General features: G+C 78.0%; 11 protein-coding genes. 2 read left to right on the top strand and 9 right to left on the bottom strand.

Going from position 1 to position 14,113, the window contains the following annotated elements; translation table 11 throughout:
- The first annotated feature begins 60 nt into the window (after positions 1–60).
- Complete coding sequence (locus CK505_RS11590; RefSeq protein ID WP_095651147.1) at positions 61–2,403, top strand: DEAD/DEAH box helicase; 2,343 nt, start codon at positions 61–63, stop codon at positions 2,401–2,403.
- Between the two features lie 4 nt (positions 2,404–2,407).
- Here CK505_RS11590 and CK505_RS11595 read toward each other — a convergent pair whose 3' ends face one another.
- The 7 genes from CK505_RS11595 to ssd all read right to left on the bottom strand — a co-directional run bounded on the left by CK505_RS11595 (position 2,408) and on the right by ssd (position 7,666).
- Positions 2,408–2,833 carry an Rv3654c family TadE-like protein gene (locus CK505_RS11595; RefSeq protein WP_369680088.1) on the bottom strand — a complete coding sequence of 142 codons (426 nt, stop codon included), beginning with the start codon at positions 2,831–2,833 and terminating at the stop codon, positions 2,408–2,410.
- Positions 2,826–3,191 carry a TadE family type IV pilus minor pilin gene (locus tag CK505_RS11600; protein WP_017832506.1) on the bottom strand — a complete coding sequence of 122 codons (366 nt, stop codon included), beginning with the start codon at positions 3,189–3,191 and terminating at the stop codon, positions 2,826–2,828. Before CK505_RS11600 ends, CK505_RS11595 begins: the two co-directional genes overlap by 8 nt.
- A gap of 279 nt (positions 3,192–3,470) precedes the next feature.
- Positions 3,471–3,770, bottom strand: coding sequence for a DUF4244 domain-containing protein (locus CK505_RS18685; RefSeq protein ID WP_017832507.1), 300 nt, complete (start codon positions 3,768–3,770; stop codon positions 3,471–3,473).
- A 251-nt stretch (positions 3,771–4,021) separates the two neighbouring features.
- Positions 4,022–4,588: a type II secretion system F family protein gene (locus tag CK505_RS11610; RefSeq protein ID WP_095651148.1), complete on the bottom strand. Its 567-nt coding sequence runs from the start codon at positions 4,586–4,588 to the stop codon at positions 4,022–4,024.
- Complete coding sequence (locus CK505_RS11615) at positions 4,585–5,346, bottom strand: type II secretion system F family protein (protein ID WP_017832509.1); 762 nt, start codon at positions 5,344–5,346, stop codon at positions 4,585–4,587. The genes CK505_RS11610 and CK505_RS11615 overlap by 4 nt, the downstream gene beginning before the upstream one ends.
- Positions 5,343–6,575, bottom strand: a complete 1,233-nt coding sequence (locus CK505_RS11620; RefSeq protein ID WP_017832510.1) for a TadA family conjugal transfer-associated ATPase — start codon at positions 6,573–6,575, stop codon at positions 5,343–5,345. Before CK505_RS11620 ends, CK505_RS11615 begins: the two co-directional genes overlap by 4 nt.
- Positions 6,572–7,666, bottom strand: coding sequence for a septum site-determining protein Ssd (ssd, locus tag CK505_RS11625; protein ID WP_017832511.1), 1,095 nt, complete (start codon positions 7,664–7,666; stop codon positions 6,572–6,574). The genes CK505_RS11620 and ssd overlap by 4 nt, the downstream gene beginning before the upstream one ends.
- A 143-nt stretch (positions 7,667–7,809) precedes the next feature.
- On the opposite strand from ssd, the gene CK505_RS11630 reads away from it, so the two are divergent.
- Entirely contained in the window at positions 7,810–9,558 is a 1,749-nt protein-coding gene (locus CK505_RS11630; protein WP_095651149.1) for a bifunctional 3'-5' exonuclease/DNA polymerase, read from the top strand.
- A gap of 30 nt (positions 9,559–9,588) precedes the next feature.
- On the opposite strand, the gene CK505_RS11635 is transcribed toward CK505_RS11630, so the two are convergent.
- The gene (locus CK505_RS11635) at positions 9,589–13,296 is read right to left on the bottom strand and encodes a helix-turn-helix domain-containing protein (protein ID WP_176475329.1); all 3,708 of its coding nucleotides are present in this window, start codon (positions 13,294–13,296) and stop codon (positions 9,589–9,591) included.
- 109 nt (positions 13,297–13,405) lie between these two features.
- On the bottom strand, positions 13,406–14,095 hold the full coding sequence (locus CK505_RS11640; protein ID WP_241482833.1) for a CoA pyrophosphatase: 690 nt from the start codon (positions 14,093–14,095) through the stop codon (positions 13,406–13,408).
- Between the last annotated feature and the right edge of the window lie 18 nt (positions 14,096–14,113).

The raw sequence follows: 14,113 nt of genomic DNA on the forward strand, positions 1-14,113 counted from the left end.
CGGCTCCCGGCGGCCGCCCCGCCGGTGGGGCCGCCGGGGCGGCGGTGGCACAATGAACCGGTGCCGTCCTCCGACCACGTCTCCCTGATCCCCCTGCTCGGCCGCGGCGACGCGCCGGAGCAGGTGCGGCACGTCCGGGAGATGCCCGACCGGGACGCCGTGACGGTCCCGTGGCCCGAGCACCTGCACCCGGACGTGGTCGCGGCCTGGGAACGGCTCGGCGTGCACGCGCCGTACCTGCACCAGGTCCAGGCGGTGCTGGCCCCCCGACACGTGGTGGTCGCCACGGGGACCGCGTCCGGGAAGTCCCTCGCCTACCAGGCGCCCGTGGCCGACGCCGTGCACCGCGGCCGGCTCGCGGCGCTGGCGAACCCGGGCATGATCCACCACCCGGACGAGGCCACGGCCCTCTACCTGTCCCCCACCAAGGCCCTGGCCGCCGACCAGCTCAAGGGCCTGGACGCCCTCGGCCTGCCGACCCTGCGCGCCGCGACCTACGACGGCGACACCGACCCAGCGGAGCGCCGGTGGGTCCGGGACCACGCCGACGTGGTGCTGTGCAACCCGGACATGCTGCACTACGGGGTGCTGCCCAACCACGCGCGCTGGTCCCGGTTCTTCCGCCGCCTGAAGTACGTCGTGGTGGACGAGGCCCACTCCTACCGGGGTGTCTTCGGCTCGCACGTGGCCAACCTCATGCGGCGGCTGCGCCGGATCTGCCGTCTCTACGGCGCGGACCCCGTCTTCATCGGGGCGTCCGCGACCTCCTTCGAGCCGCACGCCTCCTTCGCCCGCCTCGTCGGCGTCCCCGAGGCCGAGGTGACGCCGGTGACCACGGACTTCTCCCCGCACGGACCGGTCACCGTGGTGCTCTGGGAGCCGGAGCAGACCGACGGCGGCGGCGAGAACGACGCCCCGGTGCGCCGCACCGCCCTGGCCGAGACCGCCGACATGCTCACCGACCTGGTGCTCCGCCAGGTCCGCACCATCGCGTTCATCAAGTCCCGCCGCGGCGCGGAGACGATCGCCCAGATCGCCCACCGGCAGCTGGAGGAGGTCGACCCCTCGCTGGCCCACCGGGTGGCGGCCTACCGCTCCGGGTTCCTCCCCGAGGAGCGCCGGGAGCTCGAGGAGGCGCTGCGGGACGGGCGGCTGCTCGGGATCGCGAGCACGTCCGCGCTCGAGCTCGGCATCGACGTGGCCGGGCTGGACGCCGTGGTCGTGGCCGGATGGCCCGGCACCCGGGCGTCCTTCTTCCAGCAGATCGGCCGGGCGGGCCGGGCCGGGCAGGAGGCCCTGGCCGCCTTCGTGGCGGGCGACGACCCCCTCGACACGTACCTCGTGAACCATCCGGAGGCGATCTTCGACGTCGACGTCGAGGCCACGGTGTTCGACCCCTCCAACCCCTACGTGCTGGCCCCGCACCTGTGCGCGGCCGCGGCCGAGCAGCCGCTGCGCGCGGAGGAGATCGACAGCTTCGGGCCCACCGCGCCGGAGGTGCTCGGCTCGCTCGTGGCCAGCGGGCACCTGCGCCGCCGGCCGAACGGCTGGTTCTGGACGCACCCCCAGTCCGCGGCCGGGATGGTGTCGCTGCGCTCGGACGGCGGCGGGCCGATCCGGATCATCGAGACGGACACCGGCGCGGTGCTCGGCACGATGGACTCCCCCCAGTCCCACTACCAGGCCCACCCGGGGGCCGTGTACGTGCACCAGGGCCGGACCTACATCGTGGACGAGCTCGACGAGGCGGGCTCGGTGGCCGCCGTGACGCGGGCGAACCCCGACTTCTACACCACCGCGCGGGACATCACGCAGGTGAGCGTGGTCGCCGAGGAGCGCTCGGAGCGCTGGGGGCCGGTGACCGTCCACTTCGGCCAGGTGCAGGTCACCACGAAAGTGGTCTCGTTCCAGCGCAAGGCCGTGATCTCCAACGAGGTGCTGGGCGAGGAGCCCCTGGACCTCGCGGCCCGCGACCTGTTCACGAAGTCCGTGTGGTTCACCGTGCCGGGCCCCGTGCTGACCGGCGCGGGGATCGAGGAGCCCGACGTCCCCGGGGCGCTGCACGCGGCCGAGCACGCCGCGATCGGCCTGCTGCCGCTCGTGGCCTCGTGCGACCGCTGGGACGTGGGCGGGCTCTCGACCGCGCTGCACGCCGACACGGAGCTGCCCACGGTGTTCGTCTACGACGGCCACCCGGGCGGGGCGGGGTTCGCGGAGCGCGGCTACGCCACGGCCGTCGCGTGGCTGGGCGCCACCCGGGAGGCGATCTCCTCGTGCGAGTGCGAGCATGGGTGCCCGTCCTGCGTGCAGTCGCCGAAGTGCGGCAACCGCAACAACCCGCTGGACAAGGCCGGCGCCGTGCGGCTGATCGACGCGGTGCTGCACGACGCCCCCCGCGCCTGAGTCCTCACGGCGCACGGGCGGCCTCCGGGGGCCCGGCCTGGGACACGCCGCGGGCGGCCCCGAAGCGGGCGAGCGGCCCGTCCAGGGCCACGGCGGTGCGCACGTCCACGACGACCCGCTCCGGCTCCACGAGCGCGCACCGCTCGAGCCGTGCCCCGTTGTCCCGGGCCACGCGCTCGGCGGCGCCGCACGGGTCGCCGGCCACGAGGCCCCGGGCGGTGTCGGCGGCGGCGAGCGCCGCGAGGTCGGCGGCCTTGCCGGCACGGTGGGTCGCGATCCCCGCCTGGGCCAGCAGCAGCACGGCCACCAGCAGCACGCCGAGCACCAGGGTGAGCGTCAGCGCGTGCACGGTGCCGCTCCCCCGGTCGCCGTCGCGGTCCGGACAGCGGTCGGGCCGCCCCGGGATGCCCGGCACCGCGGGCTCAGCCACCGTGCCCATCGGCCGCTCCGGCCCCCTCCGTCTCGGCGGAGGCGTCCGCGCGCAGCTCCCAGCCGCCCCAGGTCCCGAGGATGCCGGGGGCGGGGCCGGTGACGGTGACCGTGGCCGTCCCCGCGTTCCCGCCCAGGCGGATCGCGGCGTCCTCCCCGGCCACGCGCAGCGCCGTGGAGCGGACCACGGCGGCGCTCTCGCCGCGGGCGGCGGCCCGGGCCGAGGCCCGCGCGGCCTCCTCGTAGCGGATCAGGGTCATCCCGGCCGCGGCGGCCGCGAGGAGCACGGCCAGGAGCAGCACGAGGGCGGGCAGCAGCACGGCCGTCTCGGCGGTGACGGCGCCGCGGTCCGGCGGCACCGGCCGCGGCGCGGACCGGGACCTGGGGCCGCGCGGCGACCACGGACGGAGGCGGGAACCGACACGCCACCGGGAAGCACGGGAACGGGGTCGGGACGGCGGACGAGACCGACCACGGGATGAGCATCGGGGGCGGTGGGCGGGCATGGTGGACTCCTCACGGGCAGGGCGCACGGCGGCTCGGGTTGCTGGGACCGGCGGCCAGGACGGACGGGGAGGACGCTCCCGCGGGGTCCGCGGCGCCGGGGACGGCACCACGGACCCCGCGGGAGCAGCCGCTCAGACGCCGAGCGCCTTCTCGATGATCGCGGTCAGGAGCTCGCGCACCTGGCCGGAGGAGAGGACCGCGGCCATGACCCCGCCGAAGGCCGCCGCGGCGAGCACGACCATGGCGTACTCCACGGTGGTCGCACCGAGGTCCGGGTCCCCGGCCCGGACGAGCGGGCGGGGCGGGGCGCCGGTGGCCCGGCGGGCGGACGGTGCGACCGGGCGGCCCCCGGCGGCGACCTCCAGGCCGGGCCCGGAGGGGCTGCGGCGCTTCCGGGCGGGACGGGAGGCGGTGATCTGGTGCTGGGACATGATGGTTCCTTTCGGTGCGGAGCGAACTGGTGCGGGGTGAGCAGGTGCCGGACGGCCGGCACTGGCCGGGCAGCACGGGCCGGGCAGCACTGGGCGAGCAGCACTCGCCGAGCCGGTGCCGGACGGGCGGCAGGGCCCGCCGGAGGACGGCGGACGGCGCAGCGCAGCGGCGCCGGGCCGGTCCTCGAGGGCGCAGGGGCGGACGGGGAACGCCCCGGCGGCCGGGGGCCCGCGGCTCCGGGCGCGGCGGGTCATCCGAACACCTCGGGCACGAGCCCCATCACGACCGGCAGGACGCCCCAGCAGACGAAGGCCGGCAGGGAGCACAGGCCCAGGGGCAGCACGAGCTGGACGGACAGCGACTCCGCGGCGCGCTCGGCCCGCCGGTAGGCGGCACGCCGGACCTGGGCGGCCTGCGAGCGCAGGCTCCGGGCCGACGGCGCCCCGGACGTCGCGGTGAACGTGAGCGCCTCGCGGTAGTCGGCCAGGTGCGTGGGCAGCTCGCCCGCCGAGGTCCACGCCGTGTGCCAGGGCAGCCCGAGCCGCATCCGGGAGCCCACGCCTTCGAGGGCGGCGCCGGTGGCGTCCGTCCGGCACCCGCCCAGCACCGCCACGGCCTCCGCGAGCGGCAGACCGGCGTCCAGCATGGCGGCGGTGAGCTCCACGAGGACGCCGGCGGAGACGTGCGGTCCCGGCGGGCGGCGGCGGGCCGCGGCCGGACGGGGCGTTCCCGGCAGCCGGGCTCGGGACGGGAGCGCCGCCAGCGCCACGGCCGCCACCAGGAGCAGCCCGGCGGCGGGCGCTGCGAGGGCGGTCATCGCGCACCCACCGCCTCGGCGCGGCTGATCAGGGTGCGCGTCCACACCCGGCCGAGGCCCGTGAGCGCAGCGCCGGCCACGAGGGCGGCCAGCCCCCACGGGGTGGTGAGCAGCGTGCGCAGCGGGTCGACGCCCATGAGCATGCCCAGTCCGATGCCGAGCACCGGGAGCCAGGTCAGGATCCGGACGGTGGAGCGGGGGCCGGCCAGGGCGGTGCCGCGTGCGGCCTCGGCGTCGAGCTCCGCCTCGAGGGCGTCGGCGAGGCCGCCGAGCAGGGCGGCGAGGGGCGCGCCGGTGCGCTCGGAGACCTCCCAGCACAGGGAGAGCTCGGCGGTGGTGGCGACGGCCCGCCGCTCCAGCGCGCGGTGGCCCAGCTCCGGGGCCGGCACCCCCGCCAGGGCGGTCGAGACGCTCAGCCCCAGGCGGGCGGCGGCCGCCACGGACGTGCACAGCAGTTCGAGGTGCCGGCCGGTGCCCGTGCGGGCGGCGCGGCCCCCGGGCCCCGCTCCCTCGAACGCGGCCGCCGGGGACCGGCCCGCCTCCAGCAGCGCCGCGAGCCGGCGCAGCAGCGCGATCCACTCGGCGGCCTCCGTCTCGGCGTCCCGGGCGAACCGGGCCCACCACCGGACCGGGACGACGGTGCCGGCGCCCGCCCTCGCGGCCGACCGGACGCGGTGGCCCGGACCCGCGACCAGCACCGCGGCGCCCCCGGCGAGGCACAGGCAGAGGGCGAGGCAGAGGACGAGGACCGTGCTCACGGCCGGCCTCCCGCGAGGTCCCCGCCGGGGTGGGGCGAACGGTCGGGCGAGCGGTCGGACGCGTCGCCGGGCGTTCGGTCGGGCCGGTGGTCGAGCAGGGCGCACAGCCCGTCCCAGCCCGGGCCGCGGCGCACGCCGTCGTGGGACCGGACCGCCGCGGGCACGGAGACGAGGGCGCCGGCCCGGTCCTCGAGCAGGGACACCGCCCGGATCTCTCGGCGCCCGCCCGCCCGGGCCACGTGGACGACCAGGTCCAGGGCGCTCGCGGCCTGCAGCGTCACGGCCTCCCGGCTCATCCCGGCCAGGGCGCCCAGGGCCGAGAGCCGGGCGGGGACCGCCTCGGCGGAGTTGGCGTGCACGGTGCCCGCCCCCGCGTGGCCGGTGTTCAGGGCCGTGAGGAGCTCGCGCACCTCGGCGCCGCGGCACTCGCCCACCACGAGCCGGTCGGGCCGCATCCGCAGGGCCTGCCGGACGAGCTCCGCCAGGTCGATGCTGCCCGCGCCCTCGGTGTTGGCGTGCCGCGCCTGGAGACCGACCACGTGGGGGTGCTCGGGCCGAAGCTCGGCGGCGTCCTCGATGAGCACGATCCGCTCGTGCGCCGGGGAGCAGGAGAGCAGGGCGTTGAGGACGGTCGTCTTCCCCGCCCCGGTGGCGCCGCTGACCAGGAAGTTGGCGCCCGAGCGCACGGCGCCCACGAGGAGCTCGGCGGTGCCGGGGTGGACGGTCCCCGCCGCCACGAGGTCCTGCAGGGACAGGGTCCTCGTGCTGCGGAAGCGGACGGAGAGCAGGGTCCCGCCCGTGGAGATCGGCGGGAGGACGGCGTGCACCCGGTAGCCGGCGGCCGTCTGGACGTCCACGCACGGGTGGGCGGCGTCGAGGCGGCGTCCTGCGGCGGTGACCAGGCGCACGGCCAGGGCGCGCACCTCGGCGTCGGTGCGGAAGGGGGACGGGACGCGGCGCACCCCGGCCTCGGTCTCGAGCCAGACCTGGTCCGGCCCGTTGACGTAGACGTCGGTGAGACCCCGGTGCGGCAGCAGCGGCTCGAGCGGACCGAGACCGGTCAGCTCGGCGCGCACGGCCTGCACCGCCCGCAGGGTGCCGGCGGCCCCGAGCACCCGGCCGCTCGCGCGCACGGCCGCGGCGATGTCGGTGTCCGTGACCGGCCCGGGGGCGGCCAGCAGCCGGTCCCGCACGTCGTCGAGCAGGGCGGCCGGCAGCGCGGCGCTCACGGGGCGGCCCCCACGGCCTCGAGCAGGCCCGCCACGTCCCGGGCGAGCCGCCGGGAGCGGCCCGCCTCGAGCAGCCGGCCCGTCTCGGCGGCCTCCGGCACCGCGCCGGAGAAGCGCAGGGAGCCGGCGACGGGCAGACCGGTCGTGGCGGCGGCGAGGGCGTCGTCCACGTCGGCCACGTTGAGCCCGGCCGGCACCAGGCGGGCACTGGCGCCCGCCAGGGAACCGGCGGCCCACCGCGCGGCCAGCACGCCGCGCACCGTCCGGGGCGTGAGCACGAGGACCTCGTCGCACAGGGCCGCGGTGTCCGCCGTGCCCGCCCCCGCCCGGCCCAGGTCCACGACGACGAGGGCGGCCGCCCGGCGCAGCGCCTCGAGCACGCCGGCGTACGGCGCGGCGGCTCCGTCCGGCTGGGAGCGGTCCCAGGAGAGCCAGCGCAGCTGTCCGGTCCGGGCCATGGCCGGCCACAGCTGCTCGGCGTGCACCGTCCCGGCGATCCGGAGCAGGTCCGGCCAGCGCAGACCGTCCTGGTCCTCGAGGCCCAGCAGGACGTCGATGCCGCAGCCGGCGCGGTCCGCGTCCACGAGGACGGCCGGCCGGTCCTCGTGCGCGGCGCGGTCGGCGAGCCAGCACGCCAGCGTGGACGTGCCGGCCCCGCCCACGGCGCCCAGCACGCCCAGCACCCGGCCCGTGCCGCCGGGACCGGCGGGGCCGCCGGGCCGGGCGGTGAGCAGGTCGGCGAGCCATCCGGCGGCGTCGGGCAGCACGGCCACGGCGCAGCCGCCGAGGTCGGCCGCCCGGTCCCAGATCCCGGGGTCCTCGGGCCGGCCCACGAGCACCGTGCCCGGACGGACCCGCCCCCGCACGGCGTGGCGCACGTCCACGAGCTCGGTGTCCGCGAGCGTGCCCGGCGCGGTGGCCGCCGCCGCGCCGGGCGGATCGGCCAGCAGGTCGGCGCCGGCGGCCGCGCAGACGCGCTCGACCGTGGCGCGCAGCCCGGCGTCCTCGCTGACGAGGCGCACGGTGCGCGCGCGGACCGCGGTGCCCGGATGCGGCGGGGCCGGGGCGGAGAGGTGGGCGGCGGTGCTCATGGCCCCACTGTCCCGGCGGGCGGCACCGGTCCGGCCCGGCGGGGGCGCCGGTGTGGACGGGCGGCGGGCTTCCGGCGGCCCCGCGGGCGTGTGCAGTCCGGGCACCGGCGTAGCGTGACGGACCCGTGCAGGACAATGGCCGGATGCACATCGTGGTGGGACCAGCACAGGACGGCCGGGGCGGGCACCGGGTCCAGGACCTGACGGGCTCCGGGGACCCGGACGGGCCCGGCGTCGACGTGCCCGCCGGGGAGCTGGCCGCGTTCGTCGCCGACCGCGAGGAGGCCGCCCGGCGCGCCGGGTCCACGCCGCCGCGCTGGACCTGGGAGCGCACGGGCGCCGTCTACCCGCAGCTGCTGGCCGCCGGCGTCCGGGTGGAGCGCTGCCACGACCTGCGGCTGTGCCAGGCGATCCTCGCCACGGCCGCCACCGCCCACGGGTCCGGCGTCGACGGCCCGCTGCCCTACGAACCGGTGCTGCCGCCGCTGCCCGCCGACGAGGCGCCCGGGCTGCTCCCGCCGCCGTCCCCCGCCGAGGACCAGTCGAGCCTGTTCGACCTCCCCCGCGCCACGGGTCCCGACGCGGCCGTGCTGGTCGCCGAGCTGCGGGCACAGCTCGCCGCGGTGGCCGGCGCGGTGGACGCCCGCCGGCTGACCCTGCTGCTGGCCGCGGAGTCCCAGGGCGCGCTGATCGCCGCGGAGATGCAGCACGCCGGGGTGCCCTGGCGGGAGGACGTCCACCGGGCCCTGCTGGAGGACGCCCTGGGCCCCGAGCCGGCGCCCGGGGAGCGCCCCCCGCGGATGGAGGAGACCGTGGCCCGGCTGCGGGAGACGCTGCACGCGCCGGGGCTGAACCCGGACTCCCCGCAGGAGCTGCTCAAGGCGATGCGGGCGGCGGGGATCGACGTGACGAGCACCCGGCAGTGGGAGCTCGTCGAGTGGGCGCGGGCCGTGCCCGGCCTGGCGGCCCGGCGCCAGGCCCTGATCGAGCCCGTCCTGGAGCACAAGAAGCAGGCGCGGCTGCTCAGCGCCAACGGGTGGCACTGGCTGGCCACGTGGGTGCGGGACGGCCGCTTCCGCCCGGAGTACGTGGTGGGCGGGGTGGTCACCGGCCGCTGGTCGGCCCGCGGCGGGGGCGCCCTGCAGATCCCGCACGTGGTGCGGGACGCCGTGCGGGCGGATCCCGGGCGCGTGCTCGTGGTGGCGGACGCGGCCCAGCTCGAGCCGCGCGTGCTGGCGGCGCTGGCCCACGACGACGCCCTGGCCGCCGCGTCCCGCGGCAGGGACCTCTACCAGGCCATCGCCGACCTCGGCGAGGAGCGGGGCTCGGAGCTGACCGAGCGCCCCCAGGCGAAGGTGGCCATGCTGGGCGCGATGTACGGGGCCACCACGGGCCAGTCGGGCCGGCTCATGCCGCACCTCGCGCGGATGTTCCCCCGCGCCGTGGACTACGTGGAGCAGGCCGCCCGGGTGGGCGAGACGGGCGGACAGGTCCGCACGCACCTGGGCCGCTGGTCCCCGCTGCCGGGCCCGGCGTGGGACGCGACGCAGCGGGACACCGCCACCGAGGAGGCCGAGCGGCGCGCCGGGGCGATGGCCCGAGGGCAGGGCCGGTTCACCCGCAACTTCGTGGTCCAGGGCACGGCCGCCGAGTGGGCCGTGTGCTGGATGGGCGCCATCCGCTCGGCGCTGGCGCGGGAGGCGGTCGACGCCGAGCTCGTGTTCTTCCTGCACGACGAGGTCGTGCTGCACTGCGCGCGGGAGGACGCCGAGCGGGCCGCCGGGCTGGTCCGCGAGTGCGCGGAGCGGGCGGCCCGGCTGGTGTTCGGGCGGATCCCGGTGGAGTTCCCCGTCAGCGTGGCCGTGGTGGAGTCCTACGCGGACGCCAAGTAGGCCGCCCCGGCCCAGGTCGCAGCAGGGGCCTCAGCACAGGTCCCGGTAGGGGGCGCCGGTCACGTGCCGGCGCCACTCGTCCTCCGTGATCGGGTCGCCCCGGTTGGCGCAGACCGCCTCGACCGCGTCCTCGGCCCGGACCAGCCAGCTGCGCACCACGCCGTCGTCGCCGGTGGCGACCAGCCGGTCCCCCACGAACCGCACGTCGTTCATCCGGTCGCCGGAGGCGGACAGGGCCGCGTAGACGTCGAGGTCCGCGGCGCCCACGGTCCACATCCACACGAACTTGTCGCCGGAGGCCCCGGCCAGCAGGGTGCCGTCCGCGGAGAACTGCAGGCCCTTGACGGAGGACAGGGCGTCCGAGGTCTCGCCCACGGGGTGGGGGTCGGACGGGTCCGCGACGTCCCAGAGCCGCACCCGGCCCGCCTCCGTGCCCACGGCCAGGAGGTCGGCCACCGGGGAGAACGCGATCGAGGTGGCCACGGAGTCGAGGGCCAGCCCCGCGGCCCACCGCGGGGCGGCGGGGTCGGACACGTCCCACAGCTCCACGCCGTTGGTGTCGTCCGCGGCGGCGAACAGGGTGCCGTCCGCGTCGAACCGGGCCGCCTCCGTGCCGGGGACGGGGATCGTGGCCACCCGCCGGAGCGGCGCATCGGGGCCGCGGCGCAGGAGGGCGATCTCGGAGCCCACCTCGGACCACGCCGCGATCGTGCCGGCGTCCGTCGTGACGTCCGCGCCCGTGATGCCCGCCTCGATGGCCGCGGCGCGCTCCGGCTCCTCCGGGCGGCCCCCGTCCAGGGGCCACACGAGGACGTCCCCGTCCTCGGTGCCCCCCGCGACGAGCGACGCGTCGGGGGCCACGGCCCCCGCGTACCAGAGGGTCTCCCCGGGCGGGGCCTCCGGGGACGGCAGCGGCCGGGGGTCCTCGCCCGAGAGGTCGAAGAGGGACACGACGTCGGGGCCGACGCCGACGGCGCTCAGCACGGTGTGCTGCCGGTCCACCGAGAGCTGGTACACGGGCTCGCCCTGCCGGTGGATGACGGGCCCGCGCCGGTCCCACGAGCGGGTGGTGCCGTCCTGGGAGGTGGTGAGCACCCGCTCGCCCACGCGCAGCGCGCTGGTGACCCGGGCGGCGGTCGGGAAGGAGTCGACCCGGGTAAGGTCGGAGAGCCGGTGTACGTAGGCGTTCTGGTCGAAGCTGGCGACCACGACGGCCTCGCCGTCCGGGGTGAAGGAGACGTCGCTGATCCAGCTGCCGAAGTCCGTGAGCGTCCCGGAGCGGGAGACCCGCTCCCCCTCGACGTCGTAGAGGCGCAGCTCGCGGGCGCTCAGCCCGGCGGCGAGGCGCGCGCCGTCGTCGGCGAGGTCCAGGGCCCGGACGACCCGCCCGGTCGGCACCGGGTCGAGGCGCTGCGCGCGGGCGCCGTCGGTGGCGTACCGGGTGATCTCCCCGGACGTCCCGCCCGCGTAGACCGTTCCGTCGGGGGCGGCCGCCAGGGCCAGGACGTCTGCGTCCTCCCCCAGCGCCAGGGCCGGCAGCTGCGCCGGGGCGCCGGGGTCCTCGATCGACCAGCGCAGCACCTCGCCCCGCCCCCCGGCCAGCAGCTGCCGGCCGTCGGGCGAGAGGACGACCGCGTTGACCGGGGTCCCCGCCCCCACGTCGAGCCCGGCCAGCCGCCGGGCCGGCGCCCCGGTGACGTCCCACAGGCTCACGTGCCCGAGCCCGCCCACCGCCGCGAGCACCCGCCCGTCCACCGCCAGGAGGTCCACGTCGCTCAGTCCGGGGGCGCCGTCGACCACGGCGAGGTCCTCCCGGTTCTCGGCGAGCCGGTCGCTGTCCCGCCACACGGACAGCAGGCCGTCCCCGGCGGCGCGCGCGACGACGGAGCCGTCGTCCAGCGCCGCGAGCCGGGACGCGCCGTCCGGGCCGAGCCACCGCTCCGGGGCGTTCACCGCGGTGGCGTCGATCAGGGCCGAGGTGCCCTCCCGGGTGGGGGCCATCCGGTAGGCCGCGAGGCTCAGCTGCGAGGCGAGGTTGGGCGACTCGCCCCGGATCCGGGAGGCCTCCAGCGCGGTCTGGCGGGAGAGCGCCTCGTCGCGGGCGGTCTCCGCGACGGTCTGGAAGCGCTCCGCACGGACGCCCAGCGCCCCGGCCACCACGGCCGCGCAGACGGCCAGGGCGAGCAGGACGAGGGCCACGTGGCCGCGCCGCTCGATCTCCCGGGCACTGCGCTTCTGCCGCTCCAGCGCGTCCTCGTAGTGGCGCTCGCTCTCCGCCAGGTACTCGCGCTCGGCCGGGCTCAGGAGCGCCTGCTGGCGCGGGTCCCCGGTCCAGTCCCGGAAGGAGGCGAGCTGGCCCAGCGGGATCAGGGCGAGGGGGTCGCGGTCGTTGGCGAGCCACATCTGGGTGGCCCGCTGCAGCTGCTGGCGGACGTAGAGGTCGCGGCGGCTGTCCTCGATCCAGCGGCTGAGCCGGGACCAGTGGTCCAGCAGGGCCTCGTGGCTGAGCTGGATCTCGTCCCGGTCGATGGTCAGCAGCCGGGCGCGGGCGAACTCCTCGACCACGGCCGCCCCGCCCTCCGGCAGCTCCTCCCGGAGCACCGGGGTGCGCACGACCGTGGCGGAGGTCCCGGTGCCGACCACGCGCACGAGCCGCAGGAACACCGCGCGGGCCACCTCCCGCTCGCGCGGGCCCAGCCGGGCGTGCACCTTCTCGGCCCGCCGCTCCACGGCCTCCGTGATGCCGCCCGCCGCGTGGTAGTCGGCCACCGTCAGCTCGCGGGTGCGGGCGTGCTCCCAGGTGCCGAGCATCGCCTGGGAGAGCATCGGCAGCAGGCCCACGCCGGCCTCCGTGCCGCGGGGGGCGACATCCCGCAGGATCACCCCGACCAGGTCCGGGGAGACGCGGGCGCCGACGGCCTCGGCGGGGCCCACCACGATCCGTTCCAGCTGCTCGCGGGTCAGCGCGCCCAGCAGCACCGGGCGCTCCAGGGCGGTGCGCAGCTCGGCGTGCCGGCTCGCGGTGCCGAAGAAGTCCGCCCGGAGGCCGACGACGACCACCCGGTCCCGGCTCGCCGCGGCGAGCCGGTCCAGGAACCGCCCGGGCTCCTCGGCCTCCCGGGCGCCCGTCCAGAGCTCCTCCAGCTGGTCGACGACGAGCAGGTCCGGAGCCGCCGCGACGGCGTCCTCGAGCCGGCGCACCGGGTCGAGGCCCGGGGTCGTGGCCACGGCGCTCCACCCGTGCAGGGGCCCGCCCTCGGCCCGCAGCCGGCCGAGGAGCCCGGCGCCCAGCAGCGAGGACTTGCCCGCGCCGGAGGCTCCCACCACGGCCAGGATGCGGGGTCCGCCGGCGTCCGCCAGCCGCACCACCCGCTCGCCGAGCACGGCGACCTCGGCGGTCCGGCCGAAGAAGTGCGTCTCGTCCTCGGGGCGGTAGGAGCGCAGGCCCACGTACGGGGTGGAGTCCGGCCTGACCGGGGTGCGGGAACGGTTGACGTCCTCCCACCACAGCTCCGCGGGGCGCTCGTCCGTGAGCCCGAGGGCGTCCAGCAGGGCCGTGAACTCCTCGCGCAGGGCCGGGCCGGGCAGGTGCGCCCCGCTGAGCCAGCCCTGGATGGTGCTGGCCGGCAGCCGGCAGGAGGCCGCGAGCGCCCGGACCGACAGGCCGCGGCGGCGGCGCGCGGCGCTGAGCTGCTCGGCGAGCCGGGGCCGCTCGGGGCCGGGCGGGGGCGAGGCCACCGGGAGCCTCCTCGGGGGGTCGTGGGCACGGGGGACCCTGGAATGGTAAGTCCGCTTGCCGCGGCGCCGGCAATGTTGCGTCCGGGGCGGCGTCATGCCCCCGGGCGTGCTACAGCGGTGCGGGCAGGTCCCGGCCGGTGTCCCAGGGCACGGCCCAGCCCAGCGCCGTGAGCACCCGGTCCAGGAGCACTCCGGTGAACCCCCAGACGGTCACGGTGGACGCGGTGCCGGGCACGGGGACCGTGAAGGCGGGCGAGCGGTAGGTCTGCCGGCCGCGCGTGACGGTCGCGGTGTGCCGGTTGGCCGGGTCGATGAGGTCCAGCACGGGGACGCGGAACACGAGGGAGGACTCGGCGTGGTCCACGACGTCCACCGGCGAGACGTCCCGCCACCAGCCCAGCACCGGGGTGACGAGGTGGTTGGAGACCGGCAGGGGCACCGGGGCCAGGGCGCCGAGCACCTCCACCCCGTGCGGGTCCAGCCCGGTCTCCTCCTCTGCCTCGCGGACGGCCGCGCGCACGTGGGCGGCGCTGACCTCGCCGCCGGGCACGGACAGCACCTCGTGCAGGTCCCCGTCCTCGGGGTCCAGGCGCCCGCCCGGGAAGGCGACCTGGCCGGGGTGGGAGCGCAGCGTCGCGGCCCGCTGGACCAGGAGGACGTCGAGGTCCCGGCCCACGCCCTCCGCGTGCTCGGCGGCGCGCGAGGGCAGGTCGTCGAGCGCGCCGAAGAGGATGAGCACGGCCGAGCGGCGGTAGTTCTCGTCGATCTGCCCGATCCGCCACGGCTCGCGGTCCTCCATCCGCAGCTGCCGGCCGCT

The organism is Kocuria sp. WN036 (assembly GCF_002287015.1).
GTDB classification, from domain to species: Bacteria; Actinomycetota; Actinomycetes; order Actinomycetales; family Micrococcaceae; genus Kocuria; species Kocuria rosea.